A 26613-nucleotide genomic window follows, 5' to 3' on the forward strand; every position below is an offset into this window, starting at 1 on the left:
GGCTTTAGCCATGATGATCTTCCTTTATAAACTGCTCATGAGGGTCGCCCATGAGCACTTGGTTTTTTAACTAAATTTAGTTGGGTAATATAGTAATCGAAAGATTACTCGTCGTCACCTTTTTTACCGCCAGCTTGGAACTTAGCGATGATGCCTTCAGCCACGTTACGTGGTGTTTCAGCGTATTTAGCGAATTCCATAGAATACGTCGCACGACCTTGAGACATAGAACGCATTTGAGTCGCGTAACCAAACATCTCAGCCAATGGAACTTCTGCTTTAATTGCTTTTGTTCCACCAGGAAGATCGTCCATACCTTGAACCATACCACGACGACGGTTTAAGTCACCCATGATATCGCCCATGTAGTCTTCTGGAGTTTCTACTTCAACTTTCATGATTGGTTCAAGAAGGATAGGATCAGCTTTCATGAAACCGTCACGGAAAGCGTATGAACCAGCCATTTTGAACGATAATTCGTCAGAGTCGACATCGTGGTAAGAACCGTCGAATAATGTCGCTTTGATACCCACAACAGGGTAACCAGCCAATACACCATTCTTCATACGTTCTTGAATACCTTTATCAACCGCACCAAAGAATTCTTTAGGTACTGTACCGCCGACAACTTCTTCAGCGAATTGGTATTCTTTACCAGCTTCTTCAACATCCATAGGCTCTAAACGAACATATACATGACCGAATTTACCTTTACCACCTGTTTGACGAACAAACTTACCTTCTTGCTCAACAGACTTTTTGATCGTTTCACGGTAAGCAACCATTGGTTTACCAATGTTCGCTTCAACACCGAATTCACGCTTCATACGGTCAACGATGATGTCAAGGTGAAGCTCACCCATACCAGCAATAATTGTTTGACCAGATTCTTCGTCTGTACGAACGCGGAACGATGGATCTTCTTTCGCCAAACGACCTAAAGCAATTGACATTTTTTCTTGGTCAGCTTTAGTTTTTGGTTCAACAGCCAATGAAATTACTGGCTCTGGGAATTCCATACGCTCAAGAGTAATGATGTTTTTCTCATCACATAATGTATCACCCGTAGTAACGTCTTTAAGACCTACACACGCTGCGATATCACCTGCACGGATTTCTTCAAGATCTTGACGTTCGTTCGCGTGCATTTGCACGATACGACCGATACGTTCACGCTTAGATTTAACTGGGTTATAAACCGGATCACCTTGTTTAAGAACACCAGAATAAACACGTACGAATGTTAAGTTACCTACGAACTTATCGTTCATGATTTTGAACGCAAGTGCAGAGAACGGCGCTTCGTCAGATGCTTCACGAGATGCTTTAGTTTCATCTTTGTCGTCAAGAATACCTTCAATCGCTTTAACTTCTGTAGGAGAAGGCAAGAATTGAATTACAGCATCCAACATACGTTGAACACCTTTGTTCTTGAACGCTGAACCACAAAGCATAACTTGGATTTCAGAAGCCAATGTACGTGTACGAAGACCAGCGATGATTTCTTCTTTAGAAAGATCACCTTCTTCCAAGTACTTGTCCATTAGCTCTTCAGATGCTTCAGCCGCAGCTTCAACCATCTTAGTACGCCATTCTTGAGAAATCTCAACGAGGTCAGCAGGAATATCACCGTATTCGAACTTCATACCTTGAGATGCTTCATCCCAGATAATCGCTTTCATTTCGATAAGGTCAACAACACCTGTGAACGTATCTTCTGCACCGATTGGCACAACGATAGGCACAGGATTACCACCTAAACGAGTTTTAACTTGCTCAACAGCACGGAAGAAGTTTGCACCAGTACGGTCCATCTTGTTCACGAATGCTAAACGAGGCACTTTATATTTGTTCGCTTGACGCCATACAGTTTCAGACTGAGGCTGTACACCACCAACTGCACAGTAAACCATGCACGCACCGTCAAGAACACGCATAGAACGTTCAACTTCGATTGTGAAGTCTACGTGTCCCGGTGTATCAATTACGTTGATACGGTGTTGTTGGAATTGGTTAGCCATACCAGACCAGAAACAAGTTGTAGCAGCAGAGGTAATTGTAATACCACGCTCTTGCTCTTGTTCCATCCAGTCCATTGTTGCTGCACCATCGTGTACTTCACCAATTTTGTGAGATACACCTGTGTAGAACAAAATACGTTCAGTTGTAGTTGTTTTACCTGCGTCAATGTGCGCAGAAATACCGATGTTACGGTAATTACTAATTGGGGTTTGGCGAGCCATGATGTCTACATTCCTAAATGTTATATTTAAAACAGGACGCACCAATTAAATTGATGCGCACGAATATCCAAGCAGGCAACTTAAATACCCGCAAAGCCCCCACTTTGGTAAAGAGCGATGTTGAATCGAGCCGCGGTACGCATGAATATTCTCCTGATTAGGGACTGTTTTATCCGCTTAGAAACGGTAGTGAGAGAAGGCTTTGTTGGCTTCAGCCATACGATGCACGTCTTCACGTTTTTTGATCGCTGCACCTTTACCTTCAGCTGCATCAAGCAACTCACCAGCAAGACGTAAAGCCATCGTTTTTTCAGAACGCTTAGCAGCAGCATCTACTAACCAACGCATAGCTAGAGCAGTACGACGGGATGGGCGTACTTCCATAGGTACTTGATAAGTAGCACCACCAACACGGCGTGCTTTTACTTCAACCATAGGACGAACTTTTTCAAGAGTAGTCTCGAAAAATTCAACCGGGTCTACTTTGTTTTTTTCTTGAACGCGGTCTAAAGCACCGTAAACGATACTTTCAGCAATAGATTTTTTACCATCTTGCATTACGTGGTTCATGAATTTAGCGATTGTTTGGCTGCTAAATTTTGGATCTGGAAGGATCTCACGAGCAGCGACTACGCGACGTCTTGGCATTTTAATACACCTAATAATATGACACTTCAGGATAATCCAGCAGTTTGTACGAGTGTCATGTACTTTCGCTGGCCTTACTATACGTCGCTTGAATTACAAAACTATGAAGAATTCAAACAAGCGAAACGCTAAAGGGTTATTTGGACTAGTTTCCTAGAATTACTTCTTAGGACGCTTAGTACCGTATTTAGAACGTGACTGGTTACGATCTTTAACGCCAGCACAGTCTAAAGAACCACGAACGGTATGGTAACGTACACCTGGTAAGTCTTTAACACGACCACCACGGATAAGAACAACACTGTGCTCTTGTAGGTTATGACCTTCACCACCGATATAGCTAGATACTTCAAAACCTGAAGTTAAGCGAACACGGCAAACCTTACGCATTGCTGAGTTAGGTTTTTTAGGTGTAGTAGTATAAACACGTGTACATACACCACGACGTTGTGGACAAGCCTTCAACGCAGGAACTTTAGATTTTTCAATCAAAGTTGTACGACCCTTACGGATCAACTGATTTGTTGTTGCCATTTGGCAATTCTCCCGTTATTAAACAACCTTAAAAAAAGGAAAGAACCTCTTTTTAAGGGCACATAATTGTAAGCTAAGAAGTAAAAATGGTCAACATTTGAAGTGTCGACCATTTCTGATGTTTGTTGTGTTTTTTATGTCTAAAACATTACAGCCAGATTTAGCTATGTTTTGTTGAGGCAGGTTCTATATCAATTGATTTTTGCTCAGCCTCAATATCCTCAAAAGTTTCATCTTGCTGTACTTTTAATGCTGGCTGTTGTTCCGCATGGGGATGTTCAACCACATGTTGTTCTGCAAGCTGCTGAATTCCCTCTTCTACCTTGTCACCCACAGCGACTGTCGAAGCTTTATTTGCTTTCACTTGAACCGTCACTTTAGTAATCACATCATTCTGTTCATCTGATGCTGTGGTTTTGTTGGCTTCTGCCGCTGCACTTAATAAACGTGGGCTCGCCTTTTTCAATAAAGCTTCCGCCTTAAAATATGCATCTAGTGGCGAAATTTTTTCATGGGGATGTTCATTAATATAGAAGCGAGCTGCACCAAAAATAGATTGCGATTTGTGCCCAACATCCTCTAATAGTCTCCAACTATAGAAACCACCTAGCGCTGCACCTGCAACAGGTGTCAATTTACTAAGCACAGAAGCTTGAGGAATCCGATTGAGCCAGTTCCATTTAAACTCACCACTTTCATCCACTAACCATTTTTTCACCAACTCAATATCATTATTTGAACCTAACAATTGCTGAAACTGTTGCAAATCATGCGTTTCCAACATGGATTTCAACGCTTTTAACGCAACTAACAAGGTTTGTTTTTCCGCAACTAAACTCAAATCAATTTCTTTAAAGATGAAAGCAACAATTTCTTGATCTGTATCCTCAGATAAATCAAAACCATGTGAACGACCAGTTTGATAAATCGTTCTCAAGGTCAAAACAATAGATGCTGGAATATCGATCGCTGCACCCCAGACTCCCGTTGCACCTGTAATCGCTCCTTGTGCTGCAGCCAATAATTTATTTTGCTCAATTAATGCCTGACTTAGGCGCTGTGAACGTCCTGTATCTGTGGTCAGTTCCATAATATCTTTGACCCCTGCTTCCTCAAGGATTTTTTCAGTCAAAGAACTATTTGAACTAAACTCATTTAACCATTGGAATAAATAGTCTGAGACCTTATCGCCCAAATCTGGTGATACAAACGAAGCCACACTATTCACTCGGTTATAATGACGACCTAACAATTGATGAGATAGTTTTGGAAATTGTTGACGTAGCATTTGCTGAGGATTTTCGTATTTTTCGACCTCAAATGGACTTTTGAAACGTGCTTTTCCTTCAACAATATTGGATGAATTCGCGAGTTCCGCACCCGATGTGGTTGGGGCAACTTGAAATTTCTGCAATTCTGAACTGAGCTTTTTAGCCACTCCAAAGGCTTGTGCAAATAAACCTGAAGATTGCTTGTTTTTAGATTTTGTCATCAAGTACCTCTGTTGTGTAATCTGTGCATTTCTAGGTAAATACTAGGTTGAATGCAGATTTATCTCAACTTTTATCTGTGTTCTTTCTTTACGTTTCGTCACAACATCGCGAATATTTACGAATATTTACACAACTGGAAATAGGCATAAGATTTGCCATAAGAAATAAAAAACCTTTCTGCTATCATGGTGTCATTCACTCATAAGCCATTTTAATCGTTATTTTTCTCCTGATCTGTATTCATAGCGAGATGCACAGGGCTTAAGTATTACCATAAAAGGGATCTGTAAATGAAACGTGTTGTAATCACTGGTATGGGCATTAACTCATGTATCGGTAACTCTTTAGAAGAGGTCACTCATTCTTTAAAAAATGGAATCTCAGGCACACGTTTAAATCCAACTTATGCAGAACTGAATTTCAAAAGCCATGTCAGCGCTGCAGCTGAACAGGATTTTGATGGTATTGATCGCAAACTGAAACGCTTTATGGGCGTCTGTGCGATGTATGCGTATAACGCAGCTGTCGCAGCTGTTGAACATGCTGGACTGAAACAAGAAGATTTGGCAAACAATCCACGTTACGGTATCGCTGGCGGTTCTGGTGGTAACTCAACTGCATCTGTTGCAGAAATGATCAAACTATTAGAGGAAAAAGGTGCGCGTAAAATCGGTCCTTTCTTTGTACCTCGTAATATGAGTAACACCATTACCGCGAACGTTGGCGTTGCATTCAAACTGCAAGGCGTAGCGCACTCGATTACCAGTGCATGTGCAACGTCTGCCGATGCGATTGGTTATGCCTACAACCTGATTCAATTGGGTAAACAAGATTTAATGCTTGCTGGCGGTGGTGAAGAAGATCACTGGTCACAAAGCTTATTGTTTGATGCGATGGGCGCATTGTGTTCAAAATACAATGACACACCTGAAACTGCATCACGCCCATACTCAAAAGACCGTGACGGTTTCGTGATTGCTGGTGGTGGTGGTTTCGTGGTGCTTGAGTCACTTGAACATGCGCAAGCACGTGGCGCGAATATCCTCGCTGAAGTGATTGGCTATGCTGCAAACAGTGATGGTGCTGACATGGTTGCGCCAAGTGGCGAAGGTGCAACACGTTGTATCATCATGGCGTTGGATGAAGCAAAACAGCATGGTGTAGAGCAAATTGACTATGTCAACACACACGGTACTTCAACACCAGCGGGTGACGTAACTGAGCTTAAAGCAATGGAACGTGCATTTGGTGAAGGACAAGTTCCTCCACTCAGCTCGACCAAATCGATGACGGGTCATAGCTTAGGTGCTGCGGGCGTTCAGGAAGCAATTTATTCTGTCTTGATGATGCAAAATGACTTTATTGCGCCAAACATCAACGTGACTGAGCTTGATGAAGGCGCACAAGGTTTCGATATTGTACTTGAAAAACGTGATGCAAAACTGAATACTGTCATGAGTAACAGTTTTGGCTTTGGCGGTGTTAACGCCTGCCTTATTTTCAAGAAGTGGGACGCATAATCCCATTTAGCAGGATTATCGATGGATGCACCTTCTGATGCTTTCTTATGGGTAAAAGCATTACATATTATTGCTGTGGTTTGCTGGTTCGCTGCATTGTTCTACTTACCACGCCTTTATGTCTACCATGCCATGAGTGAAGATGCAGTTAGCCATCAACGCTTTGAAGTCATGGAACGTAAGTTGTATCGCGGTATTATGTGGCCGTCTATGATTGCCACACTTATTACCGCCCACTTTCTGGTTGATTGGGGCGATGCAACCCGACATTATCATGAAGCTTTATGGTTCTACCTTAAAGTCGGTCTAGTCGGTTTATTGGTGATTTACCATTTTGTTTGTGGTTATTACCGTAAAAAACTGATTGGCAATGCTCACTATAAATCACACAAGTTTTGGCGCTTCTTTAATGAGATGCCGACCTTGATCTTATTTGCAGTGGTGATTTTAGTCGTAGTAAAACCTCAGTTCTAAGACAACAAGTCTTGTTTTCTAATGCTGTAATTTTCTTCAAAAACAATTACAGCATTCGTTTCCGATCTAGGCATCCAGACTACAAACAGCTTATCCCCTTCAAATTCAAAGACACTTGCTCAAAATGTGTCTCTTTTTTTGTTTTCAGATTACGATAACTTACACCATAAAGAATATAGCCCTGCGACACAAAGGTATATTGCCCTGTCACTTTGCCATCAATCAGCTCATTCATGGTCTTATAAACTTCGGGCTGAGCGACTTCACCCATCTCAACCTCTTCAATATAGACTGGCTCAGAAAGCTTGATATCTTTGAGATAGGGATAATACTTAATCGTTTGTGTCTTTTGATATTGTGGTGAAACCAATAAAATTGATTTTTTGCCATTAGCAAAACAGTAATATTCATTACTTGCATAGGCCTGTACACACACAGATAAAAACAGGCACAACCATAAAGTTTGTTTCATCATTCATTTCATCTCTTGCTGCAAATGATTGATCTGTATTTCTGCGCTCGCCATCAGATCATAAATATTTTTTTATTCTTAACGGGACTTTGTTGGATAAGCCCAACTTTTTCATTTGATCAGCATACATCATGTAATTTTTTCTGGCTTGACCTATATTTTTTAAAGCTAAATAAGCATCCGCTCGATTTAAGTAAGCCACAGTTCTATTCGGATCTAATTTTATGACATGGTTTAAAAATCTTAATGAAGCATCATAATAACCCAATTGATAAAGGAAAAATGCAGAATCGTTTAGTTCTGCTGCATCCTGTTTTCTATAGGTAGATAATTGGCAATCAATGCTCCCAACAATTTGCTGTATCTCAGAAACATCTCTTTTATTGAGTTGCTTTAACTGTTCCGAAGCTAAGTAGTGAAAGTAGTTAACCCCATCTTTTCCCCCACCAATATCAGCCATCCAAACCGGTGTATGACTTTGTTTATCCCATTGTCCACTGCAACTGTTAGAAATCATGCTGGGTATGGTATCTAAAATCACGTTTCGGTTTTGATCAACAATAAAACACTGCGTCATTTCAGTTTCAGATGCATCCAAGATTGCAGCATAGTTGTATTGATTATTTTTATAAGCATCAATGGTTAAGAAAAAAAGCGTGCTATTAGCTTGTAACGCTTTCAATGGTGATCCCGTACAATTTGTATAGTGCTGTATGTCTAAATTTGCAAAAGCTGCGCAGCTCATCCAACAGAGTGAAAAAACCATTAATTTAATGCTTCGCATACCAAAATTCACCCTGTTTAGTTTGCTTTTATTCTAGAATAAACTAGATCTTCACGTTTTTCAGATGCCTAGTTCAGATGAACAAACCAATACAGCATGCTCTACCAAAATTGAAAGCTCGATTCATTGCCAGCCTAATCTTTTACCTCAAAATGAATCAATTCCAATATCGTGGTTTGACGTCTGGTGAAATCGAAATGGCACGCCCTGTCTTTGGCGATCTTATCGATTATGCACAAATAAAGATTTTTAATATTCCCTACCTACCTTGGCAACCTACTAATATTTTTATGGCACCCAATGGCAATCTATTTGTGCATCAGAAATACTTTAGCCCTGACTATTCAACATGCTCCACATCCTTGCAGGGAATCTTTATTCACGAACTAGCGCATATTTTACAGTTTCAGCAAGGAATCAATGTGGTTGTTAAAGGTGCAATCCTTCAAGTTGGCTATTACCTCAGTTTTAAGCAATACAATCCATATCGATATCAATTTATAAAAAACAAAGCCTTTTCTAGTTATAACATCGAACAACAAGGTGATATTGCACGAGATGTGTTTTTCCACAAAATCCCCAACATTATTCTAAAAAATAAAAAAGCCCTGTAAGTTTTAACTACAGAGCTTTTTAAGTAAGCATTGTGCAAGAAAAATTATGCAGCAGTGCCTTTTTGAGTTTCATTATTAAGTTCATGACTATCATCCATATCAGTCGTAAAATCTACACGCATCGCATCCTTAACAATGGTACCAATACGCCCAACACCAATAGCGAATACCAAGGCGATTACAGGCAATAAAATTGTTGAAGTCATAATTTCGCACCTCTTTATTTAAAATGACTATTTAAAAACTAGGTTAGGCCTGCTGATCTTGTTCGCGAAACATTACTGTTCCAATACGACCAACAACCACAGCTAAACCAAAAGCAATTACCGGAAATAATAAAACTGACATTGTTCGTTACCTCATCAAAAATGAATCAAAATTTAATGATCAATTAAACTTGTTGATCTTTTTCTTGGAACATTACTGTACCCACACGACCAACGACTACAGCCAAACCAAAAGCAATTACAGGAAATAATAAAACTGACATTGTTGTTACCTCTTCATTTTACGTGCTTGGTTACACTTGATGAGTATCAAAGTGCACATCCGTTCACATTAATTAGGATAATAGCAGTGCACAAATGTACACTCAAGTGTCGCAAAGATATTCCCGATAAACGGTATAAAAAACACACAATATAATTTTAAATTATTGAACAATAACATCTTTCAAAAAAGTACAACTGTTTTAAATATTTTTAAATGTAAAGTAAAAACCTAAAGTTGTTCTTTTTTCTCAATTTTTTATTGTTTGTTGATCTTGTAATTAGGGTGTCATGCTTACATGCGAAAATGACATGAAAAAAACTTTATATGACTCTATTCAATTTATTTATAATCATGCACCATAATCACGCAAACATTGAGAAATGTTGCTGTTTTATACAGAAAAACTTGTTATTTTTACGCAGAAAAATGTGCATTTAGTATATATTAGTAAACTTGTCATTTTTCTTTAAGATATAAAATGTTTGGCGCCATGATATACACTTGTTTTAAATAATTATACCCATATAAATCAACAACTTGTATATCAGAACTTGTTAAGACTTAGGATTAGGTTTGAATGAAAAATTTTAAAGTTGCCCTTGCTCAATTCTCTCCGCACATTGGCAATATTGATGCAAATACTCAAAAGATGGTTGAGCAAGCAAATTTAGCGAAACAACAACAGGCTGATTTGATCATCTTCCCTGAACTTTCTACGCTTGGTTACCCTGCTGAAGACCTATTACTCCGACCAAATCTACAAAAGCGCACTCAAAAAGCGTTTGCCCAATTAAGCGAAGTAAAAGATATCTTGATGGTATTCGGTTTTGTGCACCAAACTGAGGATGGTCATCGCTATAACTCCGCTGCTGTCATGAAAGACGGGCAAGTTTTAGGTGTTTATAACAAACAAAACCTGCCAAATTATGGCGTGTTCGATGAGAAACGCTATTTCCAAGAAGGTCATCAACATCTTGTTTTTGAATATCTAGGCCATAAATTCGGTGTCTTGATTTGTGAAGATGTTTGGTCACTGAATACCGTTAAACAACTCAGTCAATTGAATGTTGAAACAGTTCTGGTCTTAAATGCTTCACCGTATGAAGTGGGCAAACCACAACACCGCATTCAAACCCTCAATGAACTTGCAAAACAATTGAGTCTAAATATTGTCTATGTCAACCAAGTGGGTGGACAAGACGACCTTATTTTTGATGGTTCAAGCTTTGTCAGCAATAATAGCGGCCAACTTGCACTGCAAGTACCAAGCTTTCAAGAAGCGCTTGCTTACGCTGAATATGATGCAGAACAAAAACAGTTCAAAGCAACTGATGCGATTCCTACATTAGAAACTTTTGCCGAGATTTATCAAGCTTTAGTGATGGCAACACGTGACTACGTGCAACGCTCTGGCTTCCCAGGTGTGATTCTTGGCTTATCTGGCGGAATCGATTCAGCTTTAACATTGGCCATTGCGGTTGATGCCATTGGTGCAGATAAAGTACAGGCTGTAATGATGCCTTATACCTACACCTCACAAATGAGTGTAGAAGATGCAACTGAACAAGCACGTCGTATGGGCGTCACCTTTGGTATTGCCGAGATTCACCCAATCGTAAATAGCTTCATGCAAACCTTGTTCCCATTCTTTGGTAATACCCCTGCTGATGCAACTGAAGAAAATTTACAAGCACGTACTCGCGGTACTTTACTGATGGGTTTATCTAATAAATTTGGTAATCTCGTGCTATCTACAGGCAACAAGTCTGAAATCTCGGTAGGCTATTGCACCCTCTATGGCGATATGGTTGGTGGTTTTTCAGTGCTGAAAGACGTGTATAAAACCATTGTATTTGAATTAGCAAAATACCGTAACACGCTTGAAGAAACACCTGTGATTCCAGAGCGTGTGATTACTCGTCCACCATCAGCAGAACTTCGTCCAGATCAAAAAGACCAAGATTCATTACCTGCTTATGATGTACTTGATGCCATCTTATATGCTTATATTGAAGAAGATCTCAGCCAAGCAGATATTATCGCCAAAGGCTACGAAGCTGAAGTGGTCGAAAAAGTCATTCGCTTGGTAGATCGTAATGAATACAAGCGTCGTCAGGGTGCGATTGGACCACGTATTAGTTCACGTGCCTTCAGTCGTGAGCGACGCTACCCGATCGTCAATGGATGGACCGCGAATGACTGAAAAAATTGTTTCTGAAAAGTCACAATTACTTGCTCAAGCTTTAATGCTTGAGCAAGTTTCATTTTATAAAAATCAACTCACCACTCAACTTTCTGCTGATTTTTTCCAGCAATTTATTCAACTTTTTCTCCAACATGCACCTAATATTCAGCTCAAGGAAGTGGTTGAATTAGAACAAATTCAGGCGGTTGTAAAACGCTATGCATTTGAAATGCAACTCGGTGCAGGTCTGTTAGAATTTATTGGAGAAATTGCACAAAGACTGCATGTCTTTTCTTTACAGTCATCTGCACAGTTACAAGACGTATTCTCAGATCACCAGTTTGAAATGTGGCTATCCAAGTTTTTAGAGCTGGAAAATATTCGCCATTATTTAAATCAGTTTTTAAAAGAAAGCCCTTCGATTCAGCAGTTGTGCCAATACATCGCCACCACAACACTACAAAACAAATTACCAAAATTATTTGCTCAGTCAGATGAAGCGCATATTTCTGAAAGCAAATACGAATGGCAACAAAAACTAAAAAGCTTTTCGCATCGCCAACAGCAGCGTATTGAACAAAAGATTGAAGAAAGTATTGGTCGATTCATTCAAGAACAACTGGTTGATCTCAGCTTGCTTTCAAATGATGACCTTGAGAGCCTTGCGCGCAATATCTGGGACGACAACAAAGCCCAGCCTTTATCAGAATACACCAAACAAGTGACACCACTGGATGTAGAAGAGTTCTTCGTGATGATTTACGAGTACTGGAAAGAATTACGCCAGTCCACGTTCATACAAGATTTGATTTTATACGGTGTTAAGGTGTTTTATGACTTCTATAAAGATGAAAGTCTGGAAGATGTTTTTGCTGCAATTGGCTTAGAAGAAACTGACCTGCTGAATGAGGCTGTGCGATTCTATCCAAAAGTTGTGAAAGCATTAGATGAGCACGGCGTATTAGAACCGATTATTACGCTGATCCTAAAACCGTTCTATGAAAGCCCACAAACCCTCGCCAGCATCGAAAAGCATCTATAAAAAATAAAGCCTGTAAATGAATAACTCATTTACAGGCTTTTGCATATCTGATGCATTATTTTTTCGAGCAAAATCCAGACAAAAAGAAACCACGCAGGAGCGTGGTTTTTAAAATGGTGGCTATGACGAGACTTGAACTTGTGACCCCCGCATTATGAGTGCGGTGCTCTAACCAACTGAGCTACATAGCCGTAAACTGTGTGCGCATTATCTAGTTTTCGATTCAGTTGGTCAAGTCTATGACCTTGAAAATATAGAACATATGAACAGTTTTTATGCTATCAGCCATCAATTGATCAAATTTCAACAGATCTCTGCGTCAACGACAAAATTGAGTCATGAATGAGCTTTTATTCAATTAAAAATAACCAGAGAATCTAGTGTCAAAAGATTATTTTGAAGATTACAAAAACTACAGACAAAAAGAGACCACGCAGGAGCGTGGTCTATAAAATGGTGGCTATGACGAGACTTGAACTTGTGACCCCCGCATTATGAGTGCGGTGCTCTAACCAACTGAGCTACATAGCCGAAAACTGTGGGCGCATTATCTTAACTTTCAATACACACGTCAAGCACAATTTTAAAAAATTTGAGAAGTGGGCCTATAAGCCGGGTTCTGTCGAGGACGATCATTCCTCTAGGCGTACAATCACTCATACGCTCAAGCGACCTACCCGAATCCAGCACGGGCCGTGCCTCAGGATTCCTATTTGGTCTTGCTTCTGGTGGGGTTTACCTTGCCGTGAACTGTTACCAGACACGCGGTGCGCTCTTACCGCACCCTTTCACCCTTACCTCACGAATGAGGCGGTCTACTCTCTGCTGCACTTGCCGTCGGCTTTCGCCGCCCAGGCGTTACCTGGCACCTTGCCCTATGAAGCCCGGACTTTCCTCCCCTGTTTCAGTCACGGAGACCTCCACAGCAGCGACCGTCCAGCCCACTTCGTGGCGCATCTTATCAAAGATCGAAATTAATTGCTCGCATTTTTTTGCGCAGTTAACTTTTTGTATTTCGCCATCAAGTCATCATGCGATTCGACATGTTGCGGATCGAGCGGAATACAATCAACTGGACAAAACAACTGACACTGTGGCTGATCATGATGACCGATGCATTCTGTACAGAGTGCAGGATCGATCTCATAAATCAGCTCACCCATATAAATGGCTTCATTGGGACAAACAGGTTCACAGACATCACAGTTAATGCATTCATCTGTAATATATAAAGACACGCTACCAACCTTGTTGATGTTTACGTTCAAAGGCCTCAACCACAATGGCAGGCACAAATTTGGTCACATCACCTTTTAAACGAGCAATTTCTCTTACCAATGTCGATGAGATAAATGAATATTGCTCAGAGGGAGTTAAAAAGACTGATTCAAAATGTGGATCAAGTTGACGGTTCATATTCGCCAATTGAAATTCATATTCAAAATCAGAAATTGCTCTTAAACCACGGAGTACGGCTGTTGCACGCTGTTCACGGAAGAAATTAACCAGTAAACCATCAAAACCAACAAACTCAACATTGGTCAAATGACTCAATGATGCTTTGGCTAATTCAACACGCTCTTCTAAACTAAACACAGGATTCTTATGATGACCAATCGCGATTGCAACCACAACTTCATCAAACATTTTTGATGCTCTTGCAACCAAATCAACATGTCCATTGGTAATTGGATCAAAAGTCCCCGGATAAATCACACGTGTTTTAGACATGCGTTGTACTCTAGTTAATGAGATAAGGAGCGTATTTTAACAAATCTTGGCTCTAAACGCGAAATTCCTAAACATTGGAAAAAGGTTGCGTTTTACGGCACAATAGCTGTAATTGTGGAAGTTTGAATTATGGCGCAAGCAACAGTTGTAAAAAAACATAATGGTGGCACGATTGCTCAAAATAAAAGAGCGCGTCACGATTACTTTATCGAAGAAAAATTTGAAGCAGGCATGTCCCTCCAAGGCTGGGAAGTAAAGTCTTTGCGTGCAGGACGTATGACCCTCACTGAAAGCTATGTGATTTTTAAAAATGGCGAAGCTTTTTTGCTGGGCTCACAAATTCAGCCGTTATTGTCTGCATCAACCCATGTGGTTCCAGAAGCAACACGTACGCGTAAGTTGCTACTCTCTCGTCGTGAGCTAGAAAAGCTTTTGGGTGCAGTGAATCAAAAAGGCTATTCATGTGTGCCGTTGGCTTGTTACTGGAAAGGCCGTTTGGTTAAGTTGGAAATTGCGCTGGTGAAAGGTAAGCAATTACACGACAAACGTGCCACAGAAAAAGACCGTGATTGGCAACGTGATAAATCTCGTCTGCTGTATAAATGAAAAAAACCTCCAATTATTGGAGGTTTTTTTCATTCAAGATTAAACTGGGATATGCGTCAATCTTAATTCAGCTAAATATTTTCCGAACTTGCGTGCAGTTTCCAAATCACCTTCAGGTGGAGTAATTTCAACACTGGCATTATCTGACTGAGTCATTAAGCCCAGAAAGCTCGACATACGGTTAATATCTAAAGCGCTTCTTCCCGTTGGCATAAATGGCAAACCAGCCCACACCATGCCATGTTGCATCGCAAATAAGTTAATTTGCTGCAATACCGCCAATTTATCGCCACTAAGACCGCCCCCATTGGTAAAACCAGCAGCCAGTTTGCCTTGCCATGCCCGTGCCAACCAGCGTTTAGATGAATCTTCCATAAACTGTTTCAATGCAGCTGTGAGACTGCCCATATAGGTTGGACAACCAATAACAATCACATCTGCTTGGTCTAATAAGTCCCACTGTGGCGCAGCCACAGAAATGAGATGCACCTCTGCACCCGCCTGCTCGGCACCCTGAGTAATATATTGCGCAACTTTGGCCGTATGCCCATAAGGGCTATGATAAACCACACAAACTTTAACTTGGGGAGTAATTTGCTCAATAACAGACATGGAGAATTTTAAAAACCAATGAATTAGATCAAGTTTAACATTTTCACTACGACATGGCGAATCAACAACACAAGGGATGCAATTTATTGCATGAATACAAAAGTTGCCATTCGTCCTGTTTTTGTATCACGACGATAAGAAAAATAATCTTCGGCTTGTTGATAAGAGCACTGATCTCCGCCTAAAACAGTTTCCACGCCCAAACGGTTTAAAATAAAGCGAGCAATCGCATAAAGATCCGCATGATATTTACCCATCACTTGACCAGCAACAAAAGCAGTTTCGAGTTCAGGATATTTTTCACAAAAAGCGGCTTTGACTTCTGCACCTATTTCAAAACACGGTTGGCTAATCGCAGCACCCAACCATGCCCAACTCGGCTGAGACTGCAATTCAGCGACTGTATTTTCGATAATCCCATTAGCCAAGCCACGCCAACCAGCATGTAGATTGGCAACCTCAGTCCCTTCGGCATTGCCCAAGACTACAGGCAGGCAATCAGCTGTCATCATCATTAAAGCATGACCTGCTTTTTGTGTAACCAAGCCATCGCCTTCAAGCGCAATAAATGGAATTTGTTCATTTACGGTATGACAAATCGTGCTATGGGTTTGCGTCATCCATGTGATTTTATCTACACCAAATACAGATAACTGATTCAACAAGACCATACGATGCTGCTGAACACGTTGTGCATCATCATTGACATGCAACGCCAGATTAAACCCAGACAGATTTTCATTTGCTGTTGCAATGGTTTGAGCATGTTCAATTCGTGTTTGCCCAACATAAACACCATTAGGCAGACCTTTTACAAATTCCATAAAATCCCTCCCAACCTCCCTTTTCAAAGGGAGGATCTGAACAAATCATCCTTTATTAAAAAGGAACTTTACTTAATACGCTTCATTTTCACTACGTAGGACTTCAAGCAACTGAGTAAAATCTTCAGGCCAAGGCGCTTCAAACATCATTTCTTCACCTGTACGTGGATGTACCAAACCGAGTTTGGCTGCATGTAGAGCTTGACGCTTAAAGCTACGTAACTTATCGGTTAATGTTTCTGATGCACCTGCTGGGAAACGCACGCGATTGACATAAACAGGATCGCCAACCAAACCATGCCCAAGATAACTAAAGTGCACACGAATTTGATGGGTACGCCCTGTTTCAAGTTGTGCCTGAATACGGGTAAAGTCACGGAAGCGTTCTTTCACATTATAATGTGTTACCGCATCACGCCCACCCGGTAAGATCGCCATTTTGACACGGTCTACAGGATGACGCTTAATCGGTTCATCAATGGTGCCACCCGCAATGACATTACCATACACAACTAAATCATAAACGCGATAAACGGTTTTCTTGGCTAACTGCTTGCTCAGAGAAAATTGAGCTTCCAGATTTTTTGCAACCACCAATAGACCACTGGTGTCTTTATCAATACGGTGTACCAAGCCTGCACGAGACAGCTCTGCCAATTTTGGCGCATGATAAAGTAACGCATTCACTAAGGTTCCAGTTGGATTGCCTGCGCCTGGATGAACGACCATCCCCACTTCTTTATTGATTACAATAATATCGTCATCTTCATAGACAATATTTAATGGAATATTTTCAGGTTGGCTCGAAGTTTGTGTCTCAAGTTCAACTTCAAGCGTAAGCAGCTCATTGCCTTCACAACGGTACTTCGGTTTAACAATGTTACCATTTACCAACAGATGACCGTCTTTCATCCATTGCTTGAGTTTTTCACGAGAAAACTCGCTCCAAACCAATGCGGCAACCTGATCAATACGTTGACCTAAATAGTTTTCATCAAGTTGAATTTGCAACGATAAACGTGTTGCAGTTGAGTCGGAATTATGATTATCTGCATCCACAGAATCTTCGAGTAAGAAATCTGTTTCAGAGATGTTTGAATTGGAAGATTGTGCTGAAGTCATTTGATGATCGGTACAAAAATGGTTTAATAGCACCATTGTAGCTCATTGCCCAGAATAACAGAGGAGTTTTTATGTCGCTACCACGTTATAAAATTACGGTGCTTGCACTATCTTTAGGTGTAGCGTCTGCATTTGTGGGCTGTAGCAGCAATCCAAGTAAGAAAGATGTGGTGGATAAAGGACCACAATCAAGTGAACAAGTTTATTTTGAAAAAGCCATAAAATCGCTTGAACGCAATCAATATACCGATGCAGTAAAGTCACTTGAAGCTTTAGACACGTACTATCCAACTGGGCAATATACGCAACAAGCTCAACTTGAGCTGCTTTATGCAAAATTCAAGCAAAAAGATTATGAAGGTACGATTGCACTTGCAGATCGTTTCATTCGATTAAATCCTCAACATCCAAATGTTGATTATGCCTACTATGTTCGTGGCGTAGCCAACATGGAAATGAATTACGACAGTTTGATTCGCTATACTTCTTTACAGCAATCACACCGTGATGTGAGCTATGTCAAAGTTGCTTATCAAAACTTCGTAGAACTGATTCGTCGCTTCCCAAGTAGCCAATATTCTGTTGATGCTGCACAGCGTATGAAGTTTATTGGTCAAGAACTGGCTGAAAGCGAAATGAACGCAGCGCGTTTCAACATTGAACGTAAAGCATGGCTTGCTGCTGCTGAGCGCGCGCAATGGGTGATTGAACACTATCCGCAAACACCACAAACGCCTGAAGCATTAGCGACTTTGGCTTATAGCTATCAAAAACTTGGCGATAATGCGACCTCTCAGCAATATATTGATATCTTAAAACTCAACTATCCAAATCTCGTAAAATCGAATGGTGAAGTGAATTTACGTGCTGCACGTAAAGAAGGTAGTTGGGTGAATCGTGCAACTTTAGGTTTATTGGGTCGCGAATCTAAAACGGTTCAAACGAAAAAAGATGAAGTAAGCAGCGATACTGAACAACGCAGCTTAACCAACCGTTTAAGCTTCGGTTTGTTTGATAAACCTGAAACTGAACAAGCCACACCTGCTCCAGTGGTAGCACCTGAAGCACCAGCAGCAACCACGGAAAATAAACCGAGTTGGAAAAACCGTTTAAGCTTTGGCCTACTCGATAAGCCAGAAGCGAGCAATACATCTGAGGACGATGCTGCAAACTAATTTGCAATCATCTGATACATCAAACAGGCAAGTCTCCCTTGCCTGTTTTTTATTTTATGCAACAATGATTCCTGACATTTTGCAGTGCAACAATGTTCTACTCCCAGTCTTAAATGGTTAAACACACATGGCAATTCCACAACATACGATTGATCAAATTTTAGATCGAACCGACATTGTCGATCTGATCGGTCAACGTGTGAAGTTAAAAAAGACGGGACGTACTTATTCGGGTTGCTGTCCTTTCCATCAGGAAAAGTCACCTTCATTCCATGTTTATCGAGATAAGCAGTACTATCATTGCTTCGGTTGCCAAGCCAATGGCAATGCCATTCGCTTTTTGATGGACATTGATAGCCGTAACTTTGTCGATGTAATGAAAGATTTATCTAATCAGACAGGCATCGAATTACCCAAAGATAATCACGACAATAAAAAATTATCCTATAAACGCAGCCCACAACAGGCTGTAGCTCCGCAAATCACACAAACCCCGCAAGAGCAATCAACAGCACCAGCTCCTTCTATCCAGGAAGCGCTGGACGATCATTTTGTTGATATGGATCACTATATGGATGATCCTTTTGCGCAGTTTGATCCTTCATTTAACATTCAAGAACAAGTACAAGAAGGTAATCTCTACGACTTGTTAGAAAATGTCGCCCAATTTTATGAACGCCAACTCCCTAATAGTCAAAAGGCACAAAACTATTTTAAACAACGTGGCTTATCCCCACAAACCATTCAATTTTGGCGTTTGGGTTATGCCCCAGAAGACTGGCAACATTTAGAAAAAGCCTTCCCACAAGATATTGAAGGGTTAAAACAACTGGGCTTAATTCGTTCCAGTGATAGCGGTCGAGATTTCGATTTATTGCGTGAACGAGTGATTTTCCCGATCCGTGATCATAAAGGACGTGTAGTAGGTTTTGGTGGTCGTGCCTTAAACGATGAGATTAAACCCAAATATATCAACTCACCTGATTCTGAAGTATTCCATAAAAACCAGCTGCTCTATGGTCTATACGAAGGTCGTAAACTCAAAGCCAATGATTGGTTGATGGTCGAAGGTTATATGGACGTCATTGCCTTACAGCAATATGGGATCAATGGTGCAGTGGCGACACTGGGAACGGCCAGTAATGCCGATCATTTAACCACCCTGTTTAAACAAAATTCTCGAATTACGATTGCCTTTGATGGAGATGCCGCAGGTCAAAAAGCAGCTCGACGCACCTTGGAAATTGCATTGCCACTACTCAATGATGGTCGTGAACTAAAATTCTTTGTGCTTCCGAATGAGCACGATCCAGACTCGCTGATTCGTCGTGAAGGCTTAGAAAATTTCCAAAAATTATTACAGCAAGCACCACTGTTATCAGACTTTGTGTTTGCCCATTTAACAGGACAGCATGACGTCAGTACACCCGAAGGTAAAAGTCTGGTCATGGGTGAACTGCGTGAATTAACAGAACTACTACCCAAACATGGTTCATTTCGTTATCTACTGAGTCAGTCTTTCCGTGAAAAACTCGGTCTAGGCAAACGCTTCACGCCACAAATCAGCCACGATGCCTCTTTATCTTTTAATATTCAGACCAAGGATGAAGATTTTGCAGTGGCAATTTTAATGCACCACCCCTTCCTGTATATTCATTTTGAAGAGCTACGCGCGGTGATTGATCAAAATGAATTATTGGCGAAGATTTTAGCGGCACTGAATATTGTATTTGATGATCTTCCTGATGATCAGGAACTTGCAACCTATTATGTGCTGGGCGCTTGTAGTAGTTATAGCCATGAACTGGCGGATATTATGCAGCGTACCAATATCCAATCCTTAACCCAAGCACCTGAAGTTGCCGATAAACTTGCAAAAGAATATGCGCTAGGGCTACAAGAGAAGTATTTGCGCTTAAAGCTCAAATCGCCAATTTCTTTAATTGAATCGCGTAATTTACGTCAACAACTGAATGAATTGACCAAACAGATTAGTTTGCGTTTATTGTCTTAATTGTCCATTACTGGCGTGGCTTACGCTCATGTTCAAACACATCTTGTAGATGTTGCTGTAGCCATTCAAAGTAATCTGGATTTTCAGCTTTAGCTGCTTCTCTAAGTAAAATTGAGGTTGGGTGCATCAACTTTTGGGTCAGACGATGTGCAAACTCTTGTAAGACCTGTTCAGCAGTATTTCCATGTTGCAACGATTCTAAAGCATGCGCCAATTCTTTTTGACTGACTTCTTCACTATGTTGACGATAAGCTTGAATGGTACCACTGGCTTCTTTGACCTTTTGTTGGGTCATTAATTGGGTTGCCAATTGATTGACCATGATTTCAGCTTCAACTGCGGCCTGACGACGTTGCGCTAGGTTTTCATCAATTACACTTTGTAAGTCATCAACACCATACAAATACACGTTATCCAATGATTCCACTTTCGGATCAATGTCACGCGGAACAGCTAAATCGACCATCAACATTTGTTGATAGCGACGCTTTTTTAATGCAGCTTTAACGTCTGAATATTCAATCACTTGATGCAAACTACCTGTACAGCTAGAGACGACATCCGCTCTATGCAAGTTTTGTGCAAGCTCAGCAAAGGGAATAATTTCCACATCAACTTGATGGGCAATTTCTTGTGCCAACAGATCTGCACGTTCGCGGCTACGGTTACAAATCAGGATTTTAGCAACCCCCATTTCGGCCAAATGTTTGGCAACCAAGGTGTTCATCTCGCCTGCCGCGACCACCATCACTGTGAGTTTTTCCGTGTGGCTAAACACTTGTGAGGCCAGTTGCGCAACCGCATAACCCATTGAAACAGCATGACTTCCTACCGAGGTTTCAGAACGGACGCGCTTTGCTGCATAAAAGGCATATTCAAAGACACTATTCAATTCAGGCGAAACAGTTTCTGCATCTTTTGACAGCGCCAATGCACTTTTCACTTGCCCTAAAATTTGCGGCTCACCCAGCATCAGCGAGTCTAAACCACTGGCAACACGCATTAAATGTGTAACTGCTTGGGCATTTTCGTAACGATAAACATGATGAATTAACTGTTTTACATCAATATTATTCACTTGGGCCAGCCAACTCAGGACGCTATCCGCATCCTCAGTCATGGCATACACTTCGGTACGATTGCAGGTCGACACCACCACTAAATCATTCAGTGATGCATGTTGGTTTTGCTCAAGCAATAGCGCAGCTAATCGCTCTGCATTGAAAGCAATTTGTTCGCGAAGTTCAACAGAGGCTGTTTGATGGTTGACGCCCAATGCAAAGAAAGACATATCAGATCATCATTTCGCTAAATTTATGTTATTGTGCAACATCGGTGTCATAAAAAGCATTACTTTGGATCAATAAAAATTGCGTCAGCTATATCGCCGTACCCTTTTTAGCGGCAAGACGATTAGACGGTATTCTACCACAATCTTGTTGTTAGGTAGCATGAGCTCTTATGTCTCTGCACAAGCAATACACGACATGTATGCAGATAAGAGCTTTGAGCATGCACTGCAACAGAGCATGATTGCTGAATTTTCTCTTGCTTATGACGATATTGCAACGGCACTACATAATTATACTGTGCTTGCGATTCGTAGTAACTCAACCACCATTAAACAACGTGCCTTAGACATTGCTTTAGAATACAATGATTTACAAGCTGCTTTAAATATTGCCACGCATTGGGTTGAACAAGAACCCAAAGATGTTCCAGCCCTGTTCTATTTGTCTCATATCGCGTTAAAAACACATGAATATGAGTTAGCAGCCAAGACGCTGGATAAGATTCTCAATATTGATCCTACTGCCGATCTTGAACAGATTTTGGCGGGTATTGCACCTGAACAAGCACAAGATCGTGAGATTCTACTCAATGCGCTCCGTGCCAGTGAGGAGCGCAACAATCCCTCTATTCTCGCTTTAATTGCAGGTTTAGAAGCGCAAGATGGTTTGTATGAACAAGCACTGAATAATATTAATCGTGCATTACGCAAGCGTTCAAAATCAACCAGTTTTATTCTAATGAAAGCCAACCTATTAATGGCTTTGCAGAATGATGAAGAAACCAAACAATGGTTTGAAAAAGCTAGTCGCAAAAACAAGAACAATATTGATGTTCGCATGGCAGAAGCACGTTATTACATTCAAATTAATCAGCAACAAGAAGCCTTGGATAAACTTGAAGATATTATTAAAGATCATCCCAAGGCAGAAGAAGCGCTCTTTATTGCAGGCTTGACCAGTATTGACTTAAAGCAATACGAAAAAGCCGAACAATATCTGGTTGAATTGCGCTCATCGGCAAAATACCAAAATGAGGCTTATTATTACCTTGCGATCAATGCACAACGTAAACAACATTATGAAACTGCAAAAGCATACTATCGCCTAGTCGATGGTAGTTTATATATCGTTTCTCGACGCAATATGATTGCGATCTTTGAAAAACAAGGTCAACTGAATGATGCCTTACGCTTCTTGACCCAAGAACGAGTCAACTATCCACAACATGCCAGTTTCTTATATCAAGCACAGGCCGATATTTTAAAGAAGATGGATAATAAAAAGGCGGCTTTGGCCTTACTGGATGAAGCAATTAAGAGTCTACCCGACGATCCTGAATTGATTTATGCCGAAGTATTATTACTCGACCCATATACCGATCGAGATAAATTAGACAAAACATTAAAGCAACTCTTAATAATTGAGCCCAATAGCCCAACCTATCTCAATGCTTATGCCTATACACTGGCACTACAAAACCGTCGCCTTAAAGAAGCACGTAAATATGCAGAACTAGCGTTAGATTTTGCCCCAGAACAGGCATCTATCCTAGACACCTTAGGCTATATCGCCTTTTTACAAAATGATTTCGATACCGCATCCAAAGTCTTGGGCCAAGCGTATTCGCTGAGTGAGAATGTCAATATTGGTATTCGTTATGCTAAAGCCCTATATATGCAAGGCGCACTCACGCAATTTAGCGAGGTGTTACAGCAATTGAAACAAAAACATGCCAATGCCCCACAATTACAACAACTTGATAGCTTAATCTTACCCATCACCGTAAAAAAGAGTTAAATTCATGCGCTTGTTTTCAAAATTATGCATCACCGTTTGTAGTAGTAGCGTTCTATTTTTAACTGGTTGCCAACATTTAAGTCAGCCAAATAAAGTGATTGCATCACCACAAGTTCAAGATGAAAATAATTTTAGCTTACAAGGTAAAATCGGTGTCCGCACACCACAACAATCTGGCAGTGCTTTTTTCACATGGGTTCAACAACAGGATCAGTTTGATATTGAACTCACTGGAATTTTAGGAGTTGGTAAAACCCAGATCGAAGGTAAACCGGGTGAAGTGACATTAAACAGTGCCAAAACAGGTCTAATTACGGCTGAAACACCTGAAGAGTTACTTGAGAAAGCAACTGGTTGGCAAGCACCGATTATGCATCTCGCTTATTGGGTACAAGCTAAGCCTGCGACTCAAGATGCACAAGTGAATAAAGATGAAAATAATCGTCTAAAGCAGTTAGTTGAAGATGGCTGGACGGTTGATTTTAGCTATAACGATGCGCAAACCCTTCCCAATAAACTTTTATTGAAGCAAGCACTTGTCGATAACAAAGAAAACCGTATTACAATGGTGATTCAAAACCGATGATTTAGATTGTTTTTATGATTAGAGTGCCTTCCCCTGCAAAATTGAACTTGTTTCTGCATATTACAGGTCGTCGTGACAATGGTTATCATGAATTACAGACTATTTTTCAACTGATTGATCTATATGACTGGATGACTTTTGAGCAATGCTCAGAGCAAATCATTCAAATTGAGGGTCTGAACGAAGTCACTCTTGAACAAAACTTAATCTATCGTGCTGCACAGCTACTCAAACCACATGCAAAAAAAATCTGTGGGCTAACTATCAGCATTGAAAAAAACATTCCAATGGGCGCTGGTCTCGGTGGTGGTTCATCCAATGCAGCAACCACACTGATTGTACTGAATCAGCTCTGGCAATGCGGCTTAGATGAACAGCAATTAGCCGATTATGGCGTACAGCTTGGGGCAGATGTTCCGATCTTTGTTTTAGGTCGTAATGCATGGGCAGAAGGCATCGGTGAACATTTATCATTCATAGACTTAGCTCAAAAAAAATTCATAATCTTAAAACCTGACTGTTTTATCAGCACTCAACAGCTTTTTTCACAAAAAACATTGACAAGAGATTCTAAGATCACTACATTTTGCGCCTATCAGTTACAACCTTCTAATTTTGGAAATAACTTTGAACCTCTGGCTCGACAGTTATACCCTGAAGTAGATGAAGCAATGCAATATTTAGATCAATTTGGTCTAGCAAAGCTTACAGGTACAGGTGCTTGTGTTTTTACTGAAGTAACCGATGAAATGAATATAGAGCAAATTTTGCAAAACGCGCCTTGTAAAGCTTACTTGGTCAACAGTTTAGCAGAATCACCTCTAAGACATTTTGAAGTTACCTGTTAGGGGCGTCGCCAAGTGGTAAGGCACCGGGTTTTGATCTCGGCATCCGTTGGTTCGAATCCAGCCGCCCCTGCCAATTTTCATCTGTAGATACATGTAATATTTAGGGGCGTCGCCAAGTGGTAAGGCACCGGGTTTTGATCTCGGCATCCGTTGGTTCGAATCCAGCCGCCCCTGCCATTACATAGTATCGAATTTAGGGGCGTCGCCAAGTGGTAAGGCACCGGGTTTTGATCTCGGCATCCGTTGGTTCGAATCCAGCCGCCCCTGCCATATCTTAGACAGACTTGTTTTATATTGATATTTGCTCAAATATATTGACATTATCTTTTAAAACCTTTAAAGTTCTGCCGCATTAGGGGCGTCGCCAAGTGGTAAGGCACCGGGTTTTGATCTCGGCATCCGTTGGTTCGAATCCAGCCGCCCCTGCCATCCAAATTCATTATAAGCCAACCGCCAAGGGTGCTTCATGCCCAATCTTGTCGTTTTTAGTGGAAGTGCTCATCCACATTTCGCTCAAAAAGTCGTAAGCCATTTACATATTCCTTTAGGTGCTGCTTCTGTTAGCAAGTTCTCTGATGGTGAAATTTCAGTTGAAATTACTGAGAATGTTCGTGGTAAAGACGTTTTTGTCGTCCAGTCTACTTGTGCCCCTACCAATGATAACCTAATGGAAATCTTGGTGATGGCTGATGCTTTGCGTCGTGCAAGTGCTGGTCGTATCACTGCTGTCATTCCTTACTTTGGTTATGCTCGCCAAGATCGTCGTCCACGCTCTGCTCGTGTACCGATTACTGCGAAAGTTGTTGCAGACATGCTGACAACTGTTGGTATTGACCGTGTAGTAATGATTGACTTGCACGCAGACCAAATTCAAGGTTTCTTCGATATCCCTGTTGATAACATCTATGGTACGCCAGCATTACTCGCTGACCTACGCCAGCAACAACACCACAATCTTGTGGTTGTTTCACCTGACGTTGGTGGTGTGGTTCGTGCCCGTGCTGTTGCTAAACAAATGGGTGATATCGATTTGGCTATCATTGATAAACGTCGTCAAAAAGCAAATGAATCACAAGTGATGCATTTGATTGGTGATGTTAAAGATCGCGACTGTGTGATCGTCGATGACATGGTAGATACAGCAGGTACGCTTTGCAAAGCGGCCGATGCACTAAAACAATTTGGTGCTCGTCGTGTTGTTGCTTATGCAACTCACCCTGTTTTATCTGGCAAAGCCATTGATAACCTTCGTAACTCTGTCATTGATGAACTTGTTGTTACTGACACAATTCCTCTTTCAGATGAAGCACTAAGCTTAGGTAAAATTCGCCAAGTTTCTGTTGCTAGCATGGTTGCTGAAACAATTCGTCGTATCAATAACGAAGAATCTATTAGCGCAATGTTCGATAGTTATCTATAATAGCCCAGCTTTTTTTCTTAAACCCTAGCTCGCTAGGGTTTTTCTATCACTAAACTGGTCGCAAGTTTAGTTACTCAAACTCAAT

At 40.9% G+C, this 26613-nt stretch carries 25 protein-coding genes, 6 tRNA genes and 1 other RNA gene; 16 read left to right on the forward strand and 16 right to left on the reverse strand.

What is annotated here, in order from left to right; translation table 11 throughout:
• Window positions 1-104: 104 nt before the first annotated feature.
• The 4 genes from fusA to WA352_RS16010 all read right to left on the reverse strand — a co-directional run bounded on the left by fusA (window position 105) and on the right by WA352_RS16010 (window position 4917).
• The gene (gene fusA / locus WA352_RS15995; protein ID WP_005205454.1) at window positions 105-2243 is read right to left on the reverse strand and encodes an elongation factor G; all 2139 of its coding nucleotides are present in this window, start codon (window positions 2241-2243) and stop codon (window positions 105-107) included.
• Window positions 2244-2420: 177 nt separating this feature from the next.
• Window positions 2421-2891, reverse strand: a complete 471-nt coding sequence (gene rpsG / locus WA352_RS16000; RefSeq protein WP_004655203.1) for a 30S ribosomal protein S7 — start codon at window positions 2889-2891, stop codon at window positions 2421-2423.
• A 159-nt stretch (window positions 2892-3050) separates the two neighbouring features.
• Window positions 3051-3425, reverse strand: a complete 375-nt coding sequence (gene rpsL / locus WA352_RS16005; protein WP_004648013.1) for a 30S ribosomal protein S12 — start codon at window positions 3423-3425, stop codon at window positions 3051-3053.
• A 160-nt stretch (window positions 3426-3585) separates the two neighbouring features.
• A complete protein-coding gene (locus WA352_RS16010) occupies window positions 3586-4917 on the reverse strand; it encodes an EcsC family protein (RefSeq protein WP_005321425.1) in 1332 nt (443 codons plus the stop codon).
• Window positions 4918-5208: 291 nt separating this feature from the next.
• Between WA352_RS16010 and WA352_RS16015 the strand changes: the two genes are divergently transcribed.
• Together WA352_RS16015 and hemJ are read left to right on the forward strand one after the other, a co-directional pair.
• Window positions 5209-6438, forward strand: a complete 1230-nt coding sequence (locus WA352_RS16015; protein WP_004805136.1) for a beta-ketoacyl-ACP synthase II — start codon at window positions 5209-5211, stop codon at window positions 6436-6438.
• A 21-nt stretch (window positions 6439-6459) separates the two neighbouring features.
• Complete coding sequence (hemJ, locus tag WA352_RS16020; protein WP_004805133.1) at window positions 6460-6912, forward strand: protoporphyrinogen oxidase HemJ; 453 nt, start codon at window positions 6460-6462, stop codon at window positions 6910-6912.
• A gap of 79 nt (window positions 6913-6991) precedes the next feature.
• Here the strand turns inward: hemJ and WA352_RS16025 are convergent, their stop codons facing one another.
• Window positions 6992-7387: a hypothetical protein gene (locus WA352_RS16025; protein ID WP_033134442.1), complete on the reverse strand. Its 396-nt coding sequence runs from the start codon at window positions 7385-7387 to the stop codon at window positions 6992-6994.
• 55 nt (window positions 7388-7442) lie between these two features.
• On the reverse strand, window positions 7443-8168 hold the full coding sequence (locus WA352_RS16030; RefSeq protein ID WP_033134441.1) for a tetratricopeptide repeat protein: 726 nt from the start codon (window positions 8166-8168) through the stop codon (window positions 7443-7445).
• Between the two features lie 77 nt (window positions 8169-8245).
• Here WA352_RS16030 and WA352_RS16035 point away from each other — a divergent pair, with 77 nt between their 5' ends.
• On the forward strand, window positions 8246-8782 hold the full coding sequence (locus WA352_RS16035) for a hypothetical protein (protein WP_005321396.1): 537 nt from the start codon (window positions 8246-8248) through the stop codon (window positions 8780-8782).
• A gap of 44 nt (window positions 8783-8826) precedes the next feature.
• Here the strand turns inward: WA352_RS16035 and WA352_RS16040 are convergent, their stop codons facing one another.
• A complete protein-coding gene (locus tag WA352_RS16040; protein ID WP_164467937.1) occupies window positions 8827-8988 on the reverse strand; it encodes a hypothetical protein in 162 nt (53 codons plus the stop codon).
• Window positions 8989-9851: 863 nt separating this feature from the next.
• On the opposite strand from WA352_RS16040, the gene WA352_RS16045 reads away from it, so the two are divergent.
• Both WA352_RS16045 and WA352_RS16050 read left to right on the forward strand, forming a co-directional pair.
• Window positions 9852-11477, forward strand: coding sequence for an NAD+ synthase (locus tag WA352_RS16045; protein ID WP_033134440.1), 1626 nt, complete (start codon window positions 9852-9854; stop codon window positions 11475-11477).
• On the forward strand, window positions 11470-12501 hold the full coding sequence (locus tag WA352_RS16050) for a hypothetical protein (protein WP_033134439.1): 1032 nt from the start codon (window positions 11470-11472) through the stop codon (window positions 12499-12501). The genes WA352_RS16045 and WA352_RS16050 overlap by 8 nt, the downstream gene beginning before the upstream one ends.
• 114 nt (window positions 12502-12615) lie before the next feature.
• Here WA352_RS16050 and WA352_RS16055 read toward each other — a convergent pair.
• The 5 genes from WA352_RS16055 to coaD form a co-directional block, all read right to left on the reverse strand.
• Window positions 12616-12692: transfer RNA gene (locus tag WA352_RS16055), tRNA-Met, on the reverse strand.
• A gap of 263 nt (window positions 12693-12955) precedes the next feature.
• Window positions 12956-13032: transfer RNA gene (locus WA352_RS16060), tRNA-Met, on the reverse strand.
• Between the two features lie 61 nt (window positions 13033-13093).
• Window positions 13094-13449: RNase P RNA component class A (rnpB, locus tag WA352_RS16065), an RNA gene on the reverse strand.
• A 26-nt stretch (window positions 13450-13475) separates the two neighbouring features.
• Window positions 13476-13739 (reverse strand): YfhL family 4Fe-4S dicluster ferredoxin, encoded by a 264-nt coding sequence (locus tag WA352_RS16070; RefSeq protein ID WP_005321387.1) that lies wholly within the window; start codon window positions 13737-13739, stop codon window positions 13476-13478.
• Window position 13740: 1 nt separating this feature from the next.
• Window positions 13741-14232 carry a pantetheine-phosphate adenylyltransferase gene (gene coaD, locus WA352_RS16075; RefSeq protein ID WP_004805114.1) on the reverse strand — a complete coding sequence of 164 codons (492 nt, stop codon included), beginning with the start codon at window positions 14230-14232 and terminating at the stop codon, window positions 13741-13743.
• A gap of 129 nt (window positions 14233-14361) precedes the next feature.
• Between coaD and smpB the strand changes: the two genes are divergently transcribed.
• Window positions 14362-14838, forward strand: a complete 477-nt coding sequence (gene smpB, locus WA352_RS16080; protein WP_005210928.1) for an SsrA-binding protein SmpB — start codon at window positions 14362-14364, stop codon at window positions 14836-14838.
• Between the two features lie 39 nt (window positions 14839-14877).
• Here smpB and WA352_RS16085 read toward each other — a convergent pair whose 3' ends face one another.
• The 3 genes from WA352_RS16085 to rluD form a co-directional block, all read right to left on the reverse strand.
• Window positions 14878-15450 carry a flavodoxin family protein gene (locus tag WA352_RS16085; protein ID WP_005312685.1) on the reverse strand — a complete coding sequence of 191 codons (573 nt, stop codon included), beginning with the start codon at window positions 15448-15450 and terminating at the stop codon, window positions 14878-14880.
• An 83-nt stretch (window positions 15451-15533) separates the two neighbouring features.
• Window positions 15534-16274 carry a peptidoglycan editing factor PgeF gene (gene pgeF, locus WA352_RS16090; RefSeq protein ID WP_033134438.1) on the reverse strand — a complete coding sequence of 247 codons (741 nt, stop codon included), beginning with the start codon at window positions 16272-16274 and terminating at the stop codon, window positions 15534-15536.
• Window positions 16275-16346: 72 nt separating this feature from the next.
• Entirely contained in the window at window positions 16347-17396 is a 1050-nt protein-coding gene (gene rluD, locus WA352_RS16095; RefSeq protein ID WP_026057564.1) for a 23S rRNA pseudouridine(1911/1915/1917) synthase RluD, read from the reverse strand.
• A 71-nt stretch (window positions 17397-17467) separates the two neighbouring features.
• Here rluD and WA352_RS16100 point away from each other — a divergent pair, with 71 nt between their 5' ends.
• The gene (locus WA352_RS16100) at window positions 17468-18571 is read left to right on the forward strand and encodes an outer membrane protein assembly factor BamD (RefSeq protein WP_004804977.1); all 1104 of its coding nucleotides are present in this window, start codon (window positions 17468-17470) and stop codon (window positions 18569-18571) included.
• A gap of 127 nt (window positions 18572-18698) precedes the next feature.
• Window positions 18699-20585: a DNA primase gene (locus WA352_RS16105; protein ID WP_033134437.1), complete on the forward strand. Its 1887-nt coding sequence runs from the start codon at window positions 18699-18701 to the stop codon at window positions 20583-20585.
• 7 nt (window positions 20586-20592) lie between these two features.
• Here WA352_RS16105 and hemA read toward each other — a convergent pair whose 3' ends face one another.
• The gene (gene hemA, locus WA352_RS16110; RefSeq protein ID WP_004804973.1) at window positions 20593-21876 is read right to left on the reverse strand and encodes a glutamyl-tRNA reductase; all 1284 of its coding nucleotides are present in this window, start codon (window positions 21874-21876) and stop codon (window positions 20593-20595) included.
• 79 nt (window positions 21877-21955) lie between these two features.
• Between hemA and WA352_RS16115 the strand changes: the two genes are divergently transcribed.
• The 8 genes from WA352_RS16115 (at window position 21956) to WA352_RS16150 (ending at window position 26528) form a co-directional block, all read left to right on the forward strand.
• Window positions 21956-23674: a tetratricopeptide repeat protein gene (locus WA352_RS16115; RefSeq protein ID WP_033134436.1), complete on the forward strand. Its 1719-nt coding sequence runs from the start codon at window positions 21956-21958 to the stop codon at window positions 23672-23674.
• A 4-nt stretch (window positions 23675-23678) separates the two neighbouring features.
• Window positions 23679-24260, forward strand: coding sequence for a lipoprotein insertase outer membrane protein LolB (gene lolB / locus WA352_RS16120; RefSeq protein WP_033134435.1), 582 nt, complete (start codon window positions 23679-23681; stop codon window positions 24258-24260).
• Between the two features lie 14 nt (window positions 24261-24274).
• Window positions 24275-25108, forward strand: a complete 834-nt coding sequence (gene ispE / locus WA352_RS16125; protein WP_033134434.1) for a 4-(cytidine 5'-diphospho)-2-C-methyl-D-erythritol kinase — start codon at window positions 24275-24277, stop codon at window positions 25106-25108.
• Window positions 25107-25181: transfer RNA gene (locus WA352_RS16130), tRNA-Gln, on the forward strand. Before ispE ends, WA352_RS16130 begins: the two co-directional genes overlap by 2 nt.
• Window positions 25182-25210: 29 nt before the next feature.
• Window positions 25211-25285, forward strand: a tRNA-Gln gene (locus WA352_RS16135).
• 18 nt (window positions 25286-25303) lie between these two features.
• Window positions 25304-25378: transfer RNA gene (locus WA352_RS16140), tRNA-Gln, on the forward strand.
• An 84-nt stretch (window positions 25379-25462) separates the two neighbouring features.
• A tRNA-Gln gene (locus WA352_RS16145) sits at window positions 25463-25537 on the forward strand.
• A 37-nt stretch (window positions 25538-25574) separates the two neighbouring features.
• A complete protein-coding gene (locus WA352_RS16150) occupies window positions 25575-26528 on the forward strand; it encodes a ribose-phosphate pyrophosphokinase (RefSeq protein ID WP_004804966.1) in 954 nt (317 codons plus the stop codon).
• The last annotated feature ends 85 nt before the right edge of the window (window positions 26529-26613 follow it).

It is taken from the genome of Acinetobacter sp. 102 (assembly GCF_037028485.1).
Lineage (GTDB): Bacteria > Pseudomonadota > Gammaproteobacteria > Pseudomonadales > Moraxellaceae > Acinetobacter > Acinetobacter higginsii.